The following is a 17,377-nucleotide window of genomic DNA, read 5'->3' as shown; positions in this document are numbered from 1 at the left end:
AGTGAGAATGCTGGAGAACCTTCAGGAGCGTCTCGACGCGATCGCCCGTGAGCACGACGTGCCCGGCGCCTCGCTCGCGCTCTGGGCCGGCGGTGAGCTGATCCAGGTCGCCACCGGTGTGGTCAACCGGGACACCGGCGTCGAGACCACGCCGGACAGCGTCTTCCAGGTCGGCTCGACCACCAAGGTCTGGACCGCCACGCTGGTCATGCAGCTCGTGGACGAGGGCCTGGTCGACCTGGACCGTCCGGTTCGGGATTATCTGCCGGAGTTCGCCGTCGCCGACGGCTCGGAGAAGGTCATCACCGTCAGGCACCTGCTCACCCACAGCGGCGGCTTCGACGGCGACCTGTTCGAGGACACCGGGCGCGGCGACGACTGCCTGGACAAGTACATCGGCTTCCTGCACGACGCGGGGCACGTCCACGAGCCCGGTGCCCTGTTCTCCTACTGCAACTCCGGCTACTGCGTGCTCGGCGCCCTGGTCGCCAGGCTGCGCGGCACCACCTGGGAGCAGGCCATGCGCGAGCACCTGCTCGGGCCGCTCGGCGCGACGCACTGGGCGCTGCTGCCCGAGGAGGCCATCCTGTTCCGGGCGGCGGCCGGGCACCTCGGCCCCGACGGCGCCGTCCACCGGTCGTGGGCGATGCCGCGCTCCAACGCCCCCGCGGGCTCGACCATGTGCCTGGCCCTGCGCGAGCTGGTCCGCTTCGGCCGCATGTTCGTCGCGGGCGGCGTGGCGCAGGACGGCACCCGGCTGCTGTCGGAGGAGGCCGTCGCCGCCATGCGGACCGGGCAGATCGACGTGCCCGGCGTTCCCGGGCTGCTCGCCGACCGCTGGGGCCTGGGGTTCGAGCTGTTCGACTCGGGCGGCGAGGTCTACGGGCACGACGGCGGCACGATCGGGCAGAGCACGTTCTGGCGGGTCGTGCCCGGGTCGGACTTCGTGATCGCGATGAGCGTCAACGGCGGCTCCGTCGCCGGGGTGATCTCCGACCTGGCGCTGCCGCTGATCCGCGAGGTCACCGGCCTGCCCGTGCCGGATCTGCCCGTCCCGGCTCCCGCGCCGGGGGAGGTCGACCCGTCGCCCTACCTCGGTGAGTACTCCGGGCCGATGTACAGCTGGGAGGTGGCCGGGGCCCCCGGCGGCCTGGACGTCACCCTGGTCCCCGGCGAGTTCATGCGGCAGACCGGCCAGACACGGACCACCACCCGGTTCGTGCACCACGAGGGCCACTCCTTCATCGCGGCCGAGCCCAGGGGCGGCATGCATGAGACGATCACCTTCGTGGTCGGCGAGGACGGGCGGACCACCCACCTGCACTCGGGCGCGAGGACGCTGCGTCGTGTCTGAGATCTCCGGCGCGCTGCGCGCGGTGTTCGAGGAGGCGGAGACCGAGGGCTTCGTCCACGTCCGGGAGATCGACGGCGACGCCGAGGTCTGCTTCGGCGCCGACGACCCGGTGGTGCTCGCCTCGGTGTTCAAGCTTCCGATCCTGCTGGAGTACGCCAGGCAGGCGGCGGACGGGAAGCTGGAGCGCACCGAGCGGCTGACGGTGACCGCGGCGGACAAGGACGGCGGCATCGGCACCTCCGGGTGCGTGGACGACGTCTCGCTCACTCTGCGTGACCTGGCCCACTTCATGATGACCATGAGTGACAACGCGGCGACCGACGTGCTGCTGCGCCGGGTCGGGCTCGGCAACGTGCACGCCACGCTGCGCGAGCTGGGCCTGGAGCGGACCCGGCTGATCGGCGGCTGCGCCGAGCTGCTGGGCAGCGTGGTCACCGAACTCGGCCTGTCCGGCCTGGACGACGAGGAAGGGCTCGCCGCGGTCACCGAGGAGCGGATCGGGTCGCTCGCCGTACGCGACCCCGGGCGGACGACCTCGAGCACGCCCCGGGAGGTCACCACCCTGCTGGGCCTGATCTGGCGGGACGAGGCGGGCCCGGCCGAGGCCTGCGCCGAGGCGCGCAGGATCCTGGGCAACCAGATCTGGCCGCACCGCCTGTCCTCCGCCTTCGGCGACGAGGTGAAGATCTCCGGGAAGACCGGAACGCTCTGGGGCATCCGCAACGAGGCGGGTGTGCTGGAGTATCCGGACGGACGGCGGTACGCGGCGGCGGTCTTCCTGCGGACCCGCTCGTTCGGGCTCAGGCTGCCCAAGGCGGACGCGGCCATTGGTCGTGCGGTTCGTGTGGCGATAGACCACCTGCGCACCTAATGTCACTTTATGTCCATTATCGTGAGCAGATGAGTAATCGGCCACGTTCCAGCCTCCGACGCATCCTGGAAGACCTGGGAAGCACGGTGCTGGACGTGGCCGCCTCGCCCGGCGAGCTCGACGCCGAGGTCACCGGCGTGCACATCTACGACCCCCTCGACGAGCTGCTGCTCGCCGAGGGGAACATCCTGCTGGCCGTCGGGGTCGACCGCGCCGAGCAGATCTGCGCCCTGCTCGACGCGGCGGGCCCGGCGGCGGGTGTCGTCGTCAAACAGCCCGTCGACGTCGACGAACTCGTCCGTGCCAAGGTCCTGGAGACCGGGGTCGCGGTCCTCGGGCTGACCAGGGCCGCCTCCTGGGCGCAGGTGGCGGCCCTGCTGCGCTCCCTGCTGGCCGAGGGCGACCTCGCCGAGCCTGGGGAGGCCCCGGCCGACGACCTGTTCTCGCTGGCCAACGCCGTGTGCGCGCTGCTGGACGCCCCGGTGACCATCGAGGACCGCTCCTCCAGGGTGCTGGCCTACTCGGGACGGCAGGACGAGGCCGACCCGGGCCGTGTCGAGACGGTGCTCGGCCGCCAGGTGCCCATGCGCTACCGGCGGATGCTGGAGGAACGCGGCTTCTTCAGGAAGCTCTACCAGAGCCACGAGCCGATCTACCTGGAACTGGACGGCGACAGCATCCACCGAGCCGCGGTCGCCGTACGGTCGGGCGACGAGATCCTCGGCTCCATCTGGGCCGCGGTGCGCGAGCCGCTGAGCGACCAGCGGCAGCGCGCCCTCGCCGACGCCGCGAAGATCGTCGCCCTGCAGCTGCTGCGGCAGCGGGCCGGGGCCGACACCCGCCGCAGGCTCCGCGCCGACCTGCTGTCGACCGTACTGGCCGGGGGCAAGGACGCCGCCGAGGCCGCGGGACGGCTCGGTGTCGCCAGCGAACGGCTGTGCGTGCTCGCCGCCCAGCTCAGCGGCAGGTCGGACGGCGACGCCGCGCGCAGGGAGAGCGACAGGCAGCGCTTCTGCGACGCGCTCGCCCTGCACGTCGGGGCCATCCACCCCAAGGCGGCGGCCGCGCTGGTCGGCTCGGTCGCCTACGCCGTCCTGCCGCTGCACGCGGGCAGCGGCGGCGAGGAGGAGTCACGGGCCGTACGGGTCGCCGAGAGCTTCCTGGCCCGCGTCGGCCCGAGACACCCCGCCAACATCGGGGTCGGGCGCCTGGCGGGAAACCTCTCCGAGGTGGCCAGGTCCAGGGCCGACGCCGACAGGGCGCTGCGGGTGCTGCGCGCCAGGGAGGCCTCCGGCGCCGTCGCCGGCTACACCGGCGTGCACTTCGAGGCGCTGCTGCTGCAGCTGGCCGACCTGGCCGAGGCGGAGGAGCAGGCGCCGACCGGCCCCTACGAACGGCTGCTGGCCTACGACGCCGAGCACGGCAGCGAGCTCGTCCCCACCCTGCGGGCCTACCTCGACGCCTTCGGCGACGTCAACGCCGCCGCGACCAGGGTCCACGTGCACGCCAACACCTTCCGCTACCGGCTGAAGCGGCTCACCGAGATCGGCGGCCTGGACCTGGGCGACTCCGAGGCCAGGCTGACCGTGATGCTCCAGATGCGGATCTTCGGCAGATAACACGACGGGCGACCCGCTTTTTGTGATTGAGCACGAAGAACGAGCCGCGCGAAAGAGCGAGTGTGGGGCATCGCCCCCCACCTTCCTGGAGTTCCGATGAAAAACACAGGTCCGGTGGCCGCCCTCGCCGCCCTGAGCCTGCTCGTGGCCGCCTGCGGAGGCACCTCCGACGGCCCGTCCGGGAAGCCCGCCGAAGGAGGCACCTTCTCCTTCGCACTCGGCGCCGACCCCGGGGCGCTCGACCCGGCCATGGCGGTGCTCTCGATCACCAACACGGTGCTGTCGCTGGCCTACGACCCGCTGGTCTTCGCCGCCGACGACGGGAAGATCGTTCCCGGCCTCGCCGAGAAGTGGGACGTCAAGCCGGACTCGGTGACCTTCACCCTGCGCAAGGACGTCACCTGCTCCGACGGCTCCAAGCTCACCCCGTCCGACGTGGCCGAGAACGTCAGGCACGTCGCCGACCCCGCGACGAAGTCCCCCGTGTACGGCGTGCTCGTCCCCGCCGGGATGAAGGCCGAGGCGGACGACGCGGCGGGCACCGTGACGCTCTCCACGCCCCAGCCGTTCAGCTTCATCCTGGAGAACGCCGCGCAGATCTTCGTCGTCTGCGGCAAGGGACTCAAGGACAGGTCGTCCATAGCGCACGCCACCTCGGGCTCCGGGCCGTACACGCTGACCGAGGCGGTGCCCAGCGACCACTACACCTTCAAGCTCCGTGAGGACTACGCCTGGGGGCCGAACGGCGCGACCACCAAGAACCAGGGGCAGCCCGAGAAGATCGTGCTGAAGGTCGTGCCGAACGAGCAGACCGCCGCCAACATGCTGATCTCCGGCGACCTCAACGGCGCCGTGATCTACGGCGCCGACCGCAAGCGCCTTGAGGCCACCCCGGGCATGGGCAAACTCGTCCTGGCCGCGGGCAACGGGCAGTTCTTCTACCACCAGGGCGACGACCGGCCCGCCAAGGATCCGGCGGTGCGCAAGGCGCTCACCCAGGCGATCAACCTCCCCGAACTGGCCGGGATCGCCTCAAGCGGCACGGGACGGCCGGTCAGGGGCCTGGTGACGGACCCCAGGCCCTGCCAGGGCGACGGCGTCACCGGCCACGTCCCCGCGTTCGACCCGGCGGCGTCCGCCGCGGCGCTGGACGCGGCGGGCTGGAAGGCCGGAGCCGACGGCATCCGCGTCAAGGACGGCAAGCGGCTCAGCCTGCGCCTGCTGTACGTGACCACGAGGGGGGCCGGCATCCAGGCCGCCAACGAGTACCTCGCCCAGTCCTGGAAGAAGGCGGGCGTCGAGGTCACGCTGAACGGCGTCATCGACACCAAGCTGTCGGAGTCGCTCAACGCCGCCCAGGACTGGGACGCGGTCTGGCTGCCCATCGGCGTGACGCTCCCCACCCAGCTGGTCGGGTTCCTGTCCGGCCCGTCGGCCCCCAAGGGCGCCAACTTCGCCCACCTGAGCAACGAGCGTTACGAGAAGCTCGTCGCCGAGGCCGTGACCAAGCCCGGCGAGGAGGGCTGCAAGCTCTGGACCGAGTCCGAGTCGGCCCTGTTCGAGGCCTCCGACCTGGTCCCGGTCGTGGAGAACACCGTGCTCATCGCCCAGAGGGGCGCCACCTTCGACTTCCCCGCGGCCTCGTTCTCCCCGACCTCTATCCGAATGACCGCGGCAGGCTAAGCAGCAAGAATCCTTCCTGGAGTTCCGATGAAGAAAACCGCTCCGGTGGCCGCTCTCGCCACCCTGAGCCTGCTCGCGACCGCCTGCGGCGGCACCTCCGACGGCCCCTCGGGCAAGGCCGCGGCGGGAGGCACCTTCTCCTTCGCGCTCAGCGCCGATCCCGGGGCGCTCGACCCGGCCATGGGCATCCTCGGGGTCACCAACACCACGCTGTCGCTGGCCTACGACACCCTGGTCGCCTACACCCCGGACGGAAAGCTCCTGCCCAGGCTCGCCGAGAAGTGGGACGTCAAGCCGGACTCGGTGACCTTCACCCTGCGCAAGGACGTCACCTGCTCCGACGGCTCCAAGCTCACCCCGTCCGACGTGGCCGAGAACGTCAGGCACATCGCCGACCCCGCGACGAAGTCCCCCGTGTACGGCGTGCTCGTCCCCGCCGGGATGAAGGCCGAGGCGGACGACGCGGCGGGCACCGTGACGCTCTCCACGCCCCAGCCGTTCAGCTTCATCCTGGAGAGCACCACGCTGATGTTCGTGGTCTGCGGCAAGGGGCTCAAGGACCGTTCCTCGATCGCGCACGCCTCCTCGGGCTCGGGGCCGTACACGCTGACCGAGGCGGTGCCCAGCGACCACTACACCTTCAAGCTGCGCGAGGACTACGTCTGGGGGCCGGGCGGCGCGGCGACGAAGGGGTCCGGCATGCCGGAGAAGGTCGTGCTGAAGGTCGTGCCGAACGAGCAGACCGCCGCCAACCTGCTGATCTCCGGTGACATCAACGGGGCGATCGTCTACGGCGCCGACCGCAAGCGCCTTGAGGCCACTCCGGGCATGGGCAAGACGATCGCGTCGGCGGGCAACGGGCAGTTCTTCTACCATCAGGGCGACGACCGGCCCGCCAAGGATCCGGCGGTGCGCAAGGCGCTCACCCAGGCGATCAACCTCCCCGAACTCGCCGGGATCGCCACCAGCGGCACGGGACGGCCGGCGACCGGGCTGGTCGGCGACCCCAAGCCCTGCCAGGGCGACAGCGTCACCGGCCACGTCCCCGCGTTCGACCCGGCGGCGTCCGCCGCGGCGCTGGACGCCGCCGGCTGGAAGGCCGGAGCCGACGGCATCCGCGTCAAGGACGGCAAGCGGCTCAGCCTGCGCCTGCTGTACATCACCACCAAGGGCGCGGCGACCCAGGCCGCCAACGAGTACCTCGCCCAGTCCTGGAAGAAGGCCGGTGTCGAGGTCACGCTGAACGGCGTCATCGACACCAAGCTGTCGGAGTCGCTCAACGCCGCCCAGGACTGGGACGTGGTCTGGCTGCCCATTGGGGTCACGCTCCCCACCCAGCTGGTCGGGTTCCTGTCCGGCCCGTCGGCCCCCAAGGGCGCCAACTTCGCCCACCTGAGCAACCAGCGCTACAGCGAACTCGTCGCCGAGGCCGTGACCAAGCCCGGCGAGGAGGGCTGCAAGCTCTGGTCCCAGGCCGAGTCGGCCCTGTTCGAGGCCTCCGACCTGGTGCCCGCCGTGGACACCACCATGCTCATCGCCAAGCGGAACGCCACGTTCGACATGGTGGCGGGCACGTTCGTGCCGACCTCCATCCGGATGACCGAGGCGGGCTGAGTGGCCGTCATCCCTCGTCTGCGGGGCCGCCGCCCGTCCACGGACGGCGGCTCCCGGGGCCGTGCGCGAGGGGCGTTCGTGCTGCGGCACCTCGTCCGTTTCGTGATCTCGCTGGCCGTGCTGCTCGTCGCGTCGTTCGCGATGATCCACCTCATCCCGGGCGACCCGGTGCGCGCCTCGCTCGGCCCGGCGGCCCCGGTCGAACTGGTCGAGGCGAGGCGCGCGGCCCTCGGTCTCGACCAGCCGATCCTCACCCAGCTCGCCTCCTACGTCGGCCACGTGGTCTCCGGCGACTTCGGCACCTCCTTCCTCAGCGGGGAGCCGGTCGGCGAGGTCATCGCCTCCCGGCTGCCGAACACCCTGGCGCTGGCCCTGCTCGCGACCGTCGTCGCCCTGCTGGTGGCGGTCCCGCTCGGCATGTGGGCCGGGGTCCGTACGGAGAACGGCCGCAACCGGGGCACCGAGGCGGCCTTCACCTCGGCCACCGGCACGGCCGTCGCGATACCGGAGTTCCTCTACGCCATCGCCGCGGTCGCCCTGTTCGCCATCGGGCTCGGCTGGTTCCCGCCCGCGGGCAAGGGCGGCCCCGAGTCCTACGTGCTGCCCGTCCTGTCCCTGGCCATCGCCCCCGCCGCGATGATCGCCCGCATCTCGCGGGTGGAGACGCTGCGCGAACTCGGCAGCGACTACGTACGGCTGGCGCGTGCCAAACGGCTGCCCTCCGCCCGGATCCACCTGCGGCACGTCCTGCCCAACACGCTCACCGCGACCCTCACCATCGGCGGCCTGCTGCTCACCGGCCTGATCGCCGGGAGCGTGCTGGTCGAGTACGTCTTCGCCTGGCCCGGTCTCGGCCTGCGGATCGTGGAGTCGATCACCCAGAAGGACTATCCCGTCGCCCAGGGCGTGATCCTCGTCTACGGCGCGATCGTGCTCGTGGTGAACCTGCTCGTCGACGTGCTGCTCGGCCTGCTCGACCCGACCTCCGCCCTGAAGGAGACCTGATGCGGCACCTGCTGCGGACCCCGGCCGGGCTCGCCGGGACCATACTGGTCGCGCTCATGGTGGTCCTGGCCGTCATCGGGCCGCCGATCTGGGGTGCGGAGGCCGAGCGCATCAACCCGGCGGCCATCCTCCAGGGGGTCTCGGGCGAACACCTCCTCGGCACCGACAACCTGGGCCGGGACATCCTGGCCAGGGTTCTCGTCGCCGGACGGCTCTCCCTCGTCCTGGCCCTGCTGACCACGCTCATCGGCGCGGCCGCGGGCATCGTGCTCGGCGCGCTGCCCTCGGTGCTGCCCCGCAGGGGCGCCCGCCTGGTCACCGGCACGGTCAACGCCCTGGTCGCCTTCCCCAGCCTGCTGCTGGCCATGTTCACCGCGGTGATCTCCGGGCTGGGCGCCAAGGGGGCCGTGCTCGGCATCGGCGTGGCCCTCGCGCCCGGCTTCGCGCGGCTCACCCAGACGCTCGCCGCCTCCGTCGCGAGCGCCGACTACGTGGCGGCCTCCAGGATGCTCGGCGTGCCCCGGATGCGGGTCATGACCCGCCACGTCCTGCCCAACATCGCCGAGCCGCTGATCCTCAACCTCACCCAGGCGCTGGGCAACGCCCTGCTCGCGCTGGCCGGGATGTCCTTCCTCGGGCTCGGCGTGCAGCCGCCGTCGTTCGACTGGGGACGGCTGCTGTTCGACGGGTTCGGCCGCATCTACGACACCCCGGCCGTCGCGCTCGGCCCCGCCGTGGCGGTCGCGCTCGCGGGCATCGGGTTCAACCTGCTCGGAGACGCCCTGGCCCGGGCCGCGGCACGTGGCGGCGCGGCGGTCAAGGCCGCCCCCGCGGGCGCGGCCGTACCCCGGCAGGAGACCGAGCCCGACCCCGAGGCCGTCCTGGAGGTGCGCGACCTCACCGTCACCTTCCCCGGCGGCGTGACCCCGGTCCGCGGTCTGTCGCTGACCATCGCGCCCGGTGAGATCGTCGGCCTGGTCGGCGAGTCGGGCAGCGGCAAGAGCCTGACCGCCTCCGCCGTCGGCGGCCTGGTGCCCTACCCGGGCGAGGTGACGGCGAGCAGGCTGCGGCTGTGCGGCTCCGACCTCGACGACCTCACCGAGCAGCAGCGCCGCAAACTGCTCGGCACCTCGCTCGCCATGGTCTTCCAGGACCCGATGGCCTCCCTCAACCCCGCGCTGCGGATCGGCGGCCAGCTCGCCGAGGTGTCCACCGTGCACCAGGGGGCGGGGCGCGCCCAGGCCTGGGAACGGGCGGTCGACCGCCTCGACCACGTGCGCATCCCCGAACCCGCCAGGCGTGCCCGCCAGCACCCCCACGAGCTGTCCGGCGGCATGCGCCAGCGGGTGGTGATCGCGATGGGCCTGATGGGCACGCCACGGCTCATCATCGCCGACGAGCCGACCACCGCGCTGGACGTGACGGTGCAGCGGCAGATCCTGCGCCTGCTGCGGCAGGTGACCGCGGAGACCGGCGCCGCGACCCTGTTCATCTCCCACGACATCGCCGTGGTCGGGGAGCTGTGCCACCGGGTCGTCGTCATGTACGCGGGCAGGGTGGTCGAGGAACTGCCCGTCGAACAGCTCGCCACGGGCGCCGCGCACCCCTACACCCGCGCGCTGGTCGCCTCGCTGCCCGACATGGACACCGACAGGTCCCTGCCGCTGGCCAGCATCCCCGGCCGTCAGCCCGCTCCGGCCGAGGTCGGTTCCGGCTGCGCCTTCGCCGACCGCTGCGAGCTGGCCGGCGACCGCTGCGCCGAACTGCCGCCCCTCGTCCCGTACGGCAAGGCGCACCGCGTCGCCTGCTGGGAGGCCTCATGATCATAAAGAACCTGACGGTGCGGTTCGGTGCCTTCACCGCCGTCGACGACGTCACACTGGAGATCCCGCCGGGGGCGATCGTCGGGCTGGTCGGCGAGTCCGGCTCGGGCAAGTCGACCCTGGCCAAGGCGGTGACCGGGCTGGTGCCGTACCGGGGGGAGATCACCGGGGCCGATCCGCGGCGCATCCAGATGGTCTTCCAGAACCCCTACGCCTCCCTCGACCCCAGGATGACCGTCGGCGCCTCGGTCGGAGAGGGACTCCGCCTGCCCCGCGCGGAACGCCGGGCCGAGGTCGAGCGGCTGCTCTCGCTGGTCTCGCTGCCCGCGACCCTGGCCGGTCGCTACCCGCGCGAGCTGTCGGGCGGCATGCGGCAGCGGGTGGCCGTCGCCAGGGCGCTGGGCGCCAGGCCCGAGCTGCTGGTCGCCGACGAGATCACCTCCGCCCTGGACGTCTCCGTGCAGGGCGCGGTGCTCAACCTCGTCCGCTCGCTGCGCGAGGAACTCGGCCTGTCGATGCTGTTCATCTCGCACAACCTCGCCGTGGTCCGCTACGTCTCCGACGTCGTCGCGGTGATGCACCAGGGCAGGCTGGTGGAGACGGGGCCGACCGAGGAGGTCGTCGGCGCCCCGCGGCACGACTACACCCGCTCCCTGCTCGAAGCCGTCCCCCGCCTGGGCCGTACCTCCTGAGACGTCACGGCCTGGGGGCGCCGATCGGGTTGGGCACCGGGACGACACCGGTGTCGACGAGGTGCCTGCCGAGCGGGGCGGCCAGCGCGACGACCTCCTCGACGCCGGACTCCCCGAGGGCGGTGACCGGGTCGGCGGCCAGCCGGTCGGTGGCGTCCTCGATCTCGCGCCGCAGCCGCTCACCGGACCCGGTCAGCCGCCCGGCACGGTCGAGCAGCCCCCTGGCGGTGAGCCCGCTGTGGCTCTCCCGCCACTCCTCGTCGCTCCAGCCCCGGTTGATCTGGACGGACTCCCTGGTGATCGCCCCGGTGGCCACGTGGGTGAGGATGGCGTCCAGCCCCCGTAGCCCGGCGTGCACCGACGCGATGACGTGCCCGTCCCCCCGGTGCTCACGCAGCACCGTCGCCGCCAGCCACAGGCGTCCCACGGGGTCCGGGGGAGCCGGGACGCCGGACCACCCGGCCGCCAGCGGCCTGCCGTCGAAGCGGCACGCCCCGGCCGCCGTCTCCAACAGCGACGCCAGCCGTTCCAGACCGTCCAGCCCGGGTGGCAGCGCCCGTTCCAGCACGGCGCGTACGGCGCCGAGCCGGGCGGCGAGCACGTCCCCCGGAGAGGCGTGGGCCCAGGCGCCGGGGAGCGCCCTGGCGACCCTGCCGGGGGCGAAGCCGTACAGCACGGCCGTGGCGGCGGGGGCGTCGAGCGGGCCGAGCGGCGCGACCCGCCCGGTGAGGTAACCCGCCCACCACCCCGGCAGTCCCAGCGCCCTGGCCGCCTCGGCGGGCTCGGGCGTGAAGTACACCGCGGCGTGCAACGGCTCGACGGACTGCCAGAGACGTCTGGCCGATGTGGGGTCCACGGGCGTCCTCCTCTCGGATCCTCTCGGCCTCAGTGTGCTGGCCGGTCCGGACGGAGAACAGCGCCGGTTCCGGAAACCGGACCGGAATCCGGCGCCCGGCCTCTTCGGCGACGTCGTGGTGAACCGAAACCATCCGAAAGGGAAACTCGACCGGGGACCGGAAAAGGAGCATCCTCGTGTGGAGAGTAAGGTTGCCCTGCCCTAAATTAGGTAAGCCTTCGTAGTTTTCCCGGGAGTCCAGGTGTTCGCCAGCTACCTCATCGGACTGCGAGAGGGCCTCGAAGCGACCCTCGTCGTCTCCGTCCTCGTCGCCTTCCTCGTCAAGAGCGACAGGAAGAACCGGCTTCCCCAGGTCTGGGCGGGCGTCGGCGTGGCCGTCGCCCTCTCCGTCGGGTTCGGCGCCCTGCTGACCTTCACCGCGGCGCACCTCAGCCACGGCCAGCAGGAGATGTTCGACGCCGTCACCTCGCTGCTGGCGACGGTCTTCGTCACCTGGATGATCTTCTGGATGCGCCGGGCCGCCCGCTCCCTCTCCGGTGAGCTGCGGGCCAGGCTGGACGAGGCCATCCAGGTGGGCACCGGCGCCGTCGTGGTCATGTCCTTCCTGGCCGTGGCCCGCGAGGGGCTGGAGACCGCCCTGCTGTTCTTCGCCTCCGTGCAGGGCGCGACGACGTCGGCGAGCCCGCTGATCGGCATCACCCTGGGCATCCTCACCGCCGTCGCCCTCGGCTGGGGTCTGTACCGCAGCGCGCTGCGGATCAACCTGACCGTCTTCTTCACCTGGACGGGCCTGCTGCTGATCCTGGTCGCCGGGGGCATCTTCAAGTACGGCGTGCACGACCTGCAGGAGGCCAACATCCTGCCCGGCCTGTCCACCTACGCCTTCGACATCAGCTCCGTCATGCCCGCCGACTCCTGGTACGGCGCGCTGATGTCCGGGATGTTCAACATCACCCCGCAGCCGAGCGTGCTGGAGACCGCCGCCTGGCTCCTCTACGTCGTGCCCACCCTCTTCCTCTTCCTGCGGCCCCAGCGCAAGCGGCCCGCCTCCCCTCCCCTCTCCGTCTCCGACCCGCGTCCCGCGGCATGAAACCAGGGTTCAACATGCGTACTCCCATCGTCGTCGCCATCGGATTCCTCGCCATGGCGGGCCTGACCGCCTGCTCCGGCGGCGGCACCCCCGCCGCGGGCCCGCAGGCGGCGAGCAGCTCGGCGGGCGGCCCCATCACCGTCGCCGCGAACGACACCGAGTGCAAGGTCGCGGTCACCGAGGTCACCGCGGGCACCTCGACCTTCACGATCACCAACGCCGGCAGCAAGGTGACCGAGTTCTACGTCTACGCCCCCGGTGACCGGGTGATGGGCGAGGTGGAGAACATCGTGCCCGGCCTGACCCGTGAGGTGATCGTCGAGCTGCCCGCGGGCGCCTACGAGACCGCCTGCAAGCCGGGCATGACCGGCAAGGGCATCAGGGGCCCGCTGAAGGTGACCGGCGAGCACAAGCCGCTCAGCGACGACGCCAAGCTGGCCGAGGCGACGGCGGGCTACAAGCGCTACATCAAGACCCAGAGCGACACCCTGCTGGCCAAGACCCAGGAGTTCGTCGACGCGGTCAAGGCCGGTGACATCGACAAGGCCAAGGCGCTCTTCCCGGTCGCGCGGACCTACTGGGAGCGGATCGAGCCGGTCGCGGAGATCTTCGGCGACCTCGACCCGGCCATCGACGCCCGGGAGAACGACCTGGCCGAGGGCGAGAAGTGGACCGGCTTCCACAAGATCGAGAAGGACCTCTGGGTCACCAAGGACGTCAGCAAGGACGGCCCGGTCGCCGACAAGCTGATGGCCGACATCAAGACCATCGTCGACAAGGCCAACGGCGCCGAGATCTCCCCCGTTCTGCTGGGCAACGGCGCCAAGGGCTTGCTGGACGAGGTGGCCTCCGGCAAGATCACCGGTGAGGAGGACCGTTACTCGCACACCGACCTGTGGGACTTCGACGCCAACCTGCAGGGTTCGAAGGCCGCCGTGCAGGCGCTCAGGCCGGTGCTTGAGGAGCGGGCTCCCGACCTGGTCAAGACTCTTGACGAGAGGTTCGCCGCGACCGAGGCGGAGCTCGGCACGCACCGCGCCGGCGACGGCTGGAAGCTCCACACCGAGCTGTCCAAGGACGAGCTGAAGAAGCTGTCGGACTCGATCAACGCGCTGTCCGAACCGATCAGCAAGATCGCCGCGATCGTCGCGAAGTAACCGGGACCGTCGCCTGCGGCGCGGGCCGGACTGAGGAGAAGGCATGAGTGAGCGGATCAGCCGCAGGAAGCTGTTCGGCCTGGGCGCGGCGGGGGTCGCGGCGGCCGGGGCGGGTGTGGTCGCGCTGCGGGCGGGCGAGGGCGGACAGGGCCCGACCGCGGCCCGTGTCGCCTCCGCCACCGACGCGGTGCCCTTCTACGGCGAGCACCAGGCGGGCATCGTCACCCCGGCCCAGGACCGGCTGCACTTCGTCGCCTTCGACGTCATCACCGACAAGAAGGCCGAGCTCGACGAGCTGATGCAGGAGTGGACGGCCGCCGCGGCGCGGATGACCCAGGGCAGGGAGGCGGGCACCTTCGGCGCCGTCGGCGGCCTGCCCGAGGCGCCGCCCGACGACACGGGGGAGGCGCTCGGGCTGCCCGCCTCCGGGCTCACCCTGACGGTCGGCTTCGGTGCCTCGTTGTTCGACGACAGGTTCGGCCTGGCGTCACGCAGACCGGCCGCCATGGCCCCGCTGCCGAAGTTCCCCGGCGACGCCCTGCTGCCGGAGATCTCCGGCGGTGACATCTGCGTCCAGGCGTGCGCGCACGACCCCCAGGTCGCCGTGCACGCCGTGCGCAACCTGGCCCGCATCGGCTTCGGGCGGGTCTCGGTGCGCTGGTCGCAGCTCGGCTTCGGCCGTACCTCCTCGACCTCACGGGCCCAGGCGACGCCCCGCAACCTGATGGGGTTCAAGGACGGAACCAACAACCTCAAGCTGGAGGACGAGGCGCTGCTCGCCGAGCAGCTGTGGGTCGCCCCCGGCGACGGCCAGGACTGGATGACGGGTGGCAGCTACCTGGTCACCAGGAAGATCCGGATGATGGTCGAGACCTGGGACCGGGCCCCGCTGGACGAACAGCAGCAGATCTTCGGCCGTGACAAGGGCGAGGGCGCCCCGCTGGGGAAGAAGGCCGAGTTCGACCCGATCGACTTCAACGCCAGGGACGCGGCGGGACAGCCGCTCATCAAGACCGACGCCCACGTACGGCTGGCCCACCCCAGCAGCAACGGCAACGCCCACCTGCTGCGCAGGGGCTACAACTACGTGGACGGCTCCGACGGCCTCGGCCGCCTGGACGCGGGCCTGTTCTTCATGGCCTACCAGCGCGACCCGCACCGCCAGTTCGTTCCGATCCAGCTCTCCCTGGCCAGGCACGACGCGCTCAACGAGTACATCAAGCACGTGTCGAGCGGCCTGTTCGCCTGCCCGGGCGGGGTCCGCGACGCCGGAGACTACTGGGGCAGGACCCTGCTCACCTGAGCCGGGCCCGGTCGTGGCGCAGGGAAACGGCCCGCGCGGAGGTTCCGCGCGGGCCGTACGGCGTGCTCAGAAGGGGATCCACTCGGTGGAGACCGTGATCTCGTCGAGCAGCTCGGGGATGGGGTCGACGCCGATGCCCGGGCCGGTGGGAACCGGCAGGTGACCGTCCTGGAGGACGAACGGGGCGGTGATGTCGGTGGTGTAGTAACGGCTTGAGGCCGAGGTGTCACCGGGCAGGGTGAAGCCGGGCAGGGCGGCCAGGGCGACGTTGGCGGCGCGGCCGATGCCGGTTTCGAGCATGCCGCCGCACCAGACGGCCACACCGTGGGCGCCGGCGATGTCGTGGATGCGGCGGGCCTCGAGGTAACCGCCGACCCGGCCGGGCTTGATGTTGATGATCGAGCAGGAGCCCAGGGCGATGGCGGCTGCGGCGTGCTCGGCGGAGTGGATCGACTCGTCGAGGCAGATGGGGGTGCTCATCCGCTTGGCGAGCTGGGCGTGCTGGACGAGGTCGTCGTCGGCCAGCGGCTGCTCGATCAGCAGCAGGTCGAAGGCGTCGAGTTTGGCCAGATGGGGGGCGTCGGCGAGGGTGTAGGCGGCGTTGGCGTCGGCCTGCAGGAGCAGGTCGGGGCCGAAGCGCTCCCGGACGGTGCGGACCGGGGCCAGGTCCCAGCCCGGCTCGATCTTGAGCTTGATGCGCCGGTAACCCTGGCCGACGTAGTCGTCCACGGCGTCGATCAGGGCCTCGATGGAGTCCATGATGCCGACCGAGACGCCGCAGGGGACGGTCGGGACGGCGGCGCCGAGGTAGGAGCCGAGGGACTGGCCCGCGGTGCGCAGCCCGGCGTCGAGAATCGCGGTCTCCAGGGCGGACTTGGCCATCTGGTGGCCCCGGTAGCGGCGCAGGGCCCGGTGGACGGCGTTGATGTCGAAGGGGCCGGGCTGGGCGAGGTGGGGGACCAGCGCGGGGATGAGATAGCGGCGCAGGACGTCGATGGCCGTCTCGGTGTACTCGGGGGAGTAGAGCGGGGCGGTCATCGCGGAGCACTCACCCCACCCCTCGGTGTCCGGGGTCACCGCGCGCACGAGGAGGGTGTCGCGGTGGTGCTCGGTGCCGAAGGAGGTACGGAAGGGGGCGATGAGGGGCATCGTGATGCGACGGAGTTCGATTCCGGTGATCTTCATGATGTGTGCGGCCGGTGCCGCGTCTCCTTTGCGGTGTGCCTTCTGCGGTGTGCCTGCGGTCTTCGGAGCGTCCGGAGGGGTCAGGCGGGGAGCCGGACGACGTAGCTGCTCTTGCGGTGGAAGCCGACGACCTGGGCGCCCCGCGCCATCAGGCCGCCGAGGACCTCCCGCAGGGCCTGGCGCCAGGCGCGGGCCGTGGACGGGTCGGTGTGGCGCAGCGTCTCGATGTCGGCGGGCAGGTCGATCAGCACGATCTCCGCGTCGGTACGACCGGCCGCGGGCCGGCCGTCCCGGTCGCGCAGCCCGACGACGGCGTCCACCGGGACGTCCACCGCGTACGGCGTGCCCGCCGCCGCGGCGGCGACGTGCGGGACGGCCAGCGGCCAGGTCGCCAGGACGCGGTCGGACTCGTCACCGGCGTTGATCGCGTCGCCCATGACGCCGTAGAACGACGGCAGGTACTCGGTGGGGAAGGCGCCGAGTTTGGCCAGGTTGAAGTGGGCGTTGCGGCGCACGAGCGGATCGTAGGTCCAGGTGATGGTGTCCAGGCCGCGTTCGAGGGCCCACAGACGCTGGTGCTGTTTGAGGGCGAAGCCGACGCCGTTGCCCAGAGTGGTCCCGGTGATGTGGGAGTGCAGCGCCCGTCCGGCGGGGGCGGCGAGGAAGCCGACCGAGGCCCCGATCATGCGCCCGTCCAGGTAGGCCCCGGTGATGTAGTTGCCCGCGTGCGACAGCGCCCGCATCAGTTCGACGCTGATCGGCGCGTTGCCCGGCTCCGACTGCCAGATCTCACCGAGCAGCCGGTACACCTCCTCCAGCTCCTCGAGGTGGTGGAGCTCACGGAGACTGACCCCGGTCGCGGTCGCGTCGAGCCCGACCCCGCTCATCGCAGTTCCCGCTGGAACAGACGCCGCACGTTGCCGCCCAGGATCTTGAGGATGTCCTCCTCGGGCAGCCCGCGCCGCAGGAGCGCCTCGGTGACCATGGGCAGGCCACGCGGCCCGTCGAGGCCGGGGACGGAGGCCGCGGCGTCGAGTCCGTCGGGGGCGGTGTCCTCGCAGCAGGGTGGGGTGGTGTCGTGGATGACTTCGCGGACGAAGTCGGGGCCGAGGCCGACGTGGTCGA

15 protein-coding genes are annotated in these 17,377 nt (G+C 71.7%); 11 read left to right on the top strand and 4 right to left on the bottom strand.

Translation table 11 applies throughout. The annotated features are described in order from the left end of the window. Positions 1-7 precede the first annotated feature (7 nt). The 8 genes from ACFYY8_RS22225 to ACFYY8_RS22190 all read left to right on the top strand — a co-directional run bounded on the left by ACFYY8_RS22225 (position 8) and on the right by ACFYY8_RS22190 (position 10,661). Positions 8-1,354 carry a serine hydrolase domain-containing protein gene (locus ACFYY8_RS22225; protein ID WP_390043728.1) on the top strand — a complete coding sequence of 449 codons (1,347 nt, stop codon included), beginning with the start codon at positions 8-10 and terminating at the stop codon, positions 1,352-1,354. Further along, complete coding sequence (locus ACFYY8_RS22220; RefSeq protein WP_390043726.1) at positions 1,347-2,225, top strand: serine hydrolase; 879 nt, start codon at positions 1,347-1,349, stop codon at positions 2,223-2,225. The genes ACFYY8_RS22225 and ACFYY8_RS22220 overlap by 8 nt, the downstream gene beginning before the upstream one ends. A 29-nt stretch (positions 2,226-2,254) precedes the next feature. Continuing rightward, on the top strand, positions 2,255-3,844 hold the full coding sequence (locus tag ACFYY8_RS22215; RefSeq protein ID WP_390043724.1) for a PucR family transcriptional regulator: 1,590 nt from the start codon (positions 2,255-2,257) through the stop codon (positions 3,842-3,844). A gap of 96 nt (positions 3,845-3,940) precedes the next feature. Beyond that, entirely contained in the window at positions 3,941-5,527 is a 1,587-nt protein-coding gene (locus ACFYY8_RS22210; RefSeq protein ID WP_390043721.1) for an ABC transporter substrate-binding protein, read from the top strand. Positions 5,528-5,554: 27 nt separating this feature from the next. After that, positions 5,555-7,141: an ABC transporter substrate-binding protein gene (locus tag ACFYY8_RS22205; protein ID WP_390043719.1), complete on the top strand. Its 1,587-nt coding sequence runs from the start codon at positions 5,555-5,557 to the stop codon at positions 7,139-7,141. Further along, the gene (locus ACFYY8_RS22200; RefSeq protein WP_390043717.1) at positions 7,142-8,146 is read left to right on the top strand and encodes an ABC transporter permease; all 1,005 of its coding nucleotides are present in this window, start codon (positions 7,142-7,144) and stop codon (positions 8,144-8,146) included. Next, a complete protein-coding gene (locus tag ACFYY8_RS22195) occupies positions 8,146-9,969 on the top strand; it encodes a dipeptide/oligopeptide/nickel ABC transporter permease/ATP-binding protein (protein WP_390043715.1) in 1,824 nt (607 codons plus the stop codon). The genes ACFYY8_RS22200 and ACFYY8_RS22195 overlap by 1 nt, the downstream gene beginning before the upstream one ends. Next, complete coding sequence (locus tag ACFYY8_RS22190) at positions 9,966-10,661, top strand: ABC transporter ATP-binding protein (protein ID WP_390043713.1); 696 nt, start codon at positions 9,966-9,968, stop codon at positions 10,659-10,661. Before ACFYY8_RS22195 ends, ACFYY8_RS22190 begins: the two co-directional genes overlap by 4 nt. 4 nt (positions 10,662-10,665) lie before the next feature. On the opposite strand, the gene ACFYY8_RS22185 is transcribed toward ACFYY8_RS22190, so the two are convergent. Continuing rightward, positions 10,666-11,517, bottom strand: coding sequence for a hypothetical protein (locus tag ACFYY8_RS22185; protein ID WP_390043711.1), 852 nt, complete (start codon positions 11,515-11,517; stop codon positions 10,666-10,668). Between the two features lie 241 nt (positions 11,518-11,758). Here ACFYY8_RS22185 and efeU point away from each other — a divergent pair, with 241 nt between their 5' ends. The 3 genes from efeU to efeB are packed head-to-tail and all read left to right on the top strand — an operon-like array spanning position 11,759 to position 15,067. Beyond that, a complete protein-coding gene (efeU, locus tag ACFYY8_RS22180; RefSeq protein WP_390043709.1) occupies positions 11,759-12,607 on the top strand; it encodes an iron uptake transporter permease EfeU in 849 nt (282 codons plus the stop codon). A gap of 14 nt (positions 12,608-12,621) precedes the next feature. After that, positions 12,622-13,764, top strand: coding sequence for an iron uptake system protein EfeO (gene efeO, locus ACFYY8_RS22175; protein ID WP_390043707.1), 1,143 nt, complete (start codon positions 12,622-12,624; stop codon positions 13,762-13,764). Between the two features lie 43 nt (positions 13,765-13,807). Continuing rightward, entirely contained in the window at positions 13,808-15,067 is a 1,260-nt protein-coding gene (gene efeB / locus ACFYY8_RS22170) for an iron uptake transporter deferrochelatase/peroxidase subunit (protein ID WP_390043705.1), read from the top strand. A gap of 66 nt (positions 15,068-15,133) precedes the next feature. Here the strand turns inward: efeB and menC are convergent, their stop codons facing one another. The 3 genes from menC to ACFYY8_RS22155 form a co-directional block, all read right to left on the bottom strand. Then, complete coding sequence (menC, locus tag ACFYY8_RS22165; RefSeq protein WP_390043703.1) at positions 15,134-16,252, bottom strand: o-succinylbenzoate synthase; 1,119 nt, start codon at positions 16,250-16,252, stop codon at positions 15,134-15,136. 80 nt (positions 16,253-16,332) lie between these two features. Then, positions 16,333-17,139, bottom strand: a complete 807-nt coding sequence (locus ACFYY8_RS22160; RefSeq protein WP_390043701.1) for a GNAT family N-acetyltransferase — start codon at positions 17,137-17,139, stop codon at positions 16,333-16,335. Continuing rightward, positions 17,136-17,377: membrane dipeptidase (locus ACFYY8_RS22155; RefSeq protein ID WP_390043699.1), on the bottom strand; the 242-nt coding region annotated here is incomplete at its 5' end. The genes ACFYY8_RS22155 and ACFYY8_RS22160, both read right to left, overlap by 4 nt.

Origin of the sequence: Streptosporangium sp. NPDC001559 (genome assembly GCF_042893955.1) — a bacterium.
Taxonomy (GTDB): Bacteria; Actinomycetota; Actinomycetes; order Streptosporangiales; family Streptosporangiaceae; genus Streptosporangium.
The sequence above is the reverse complement of the archived record's forward strand: the minus strand, read 5'-3'. Positions and strand labels throughout refer to the sequence as shown.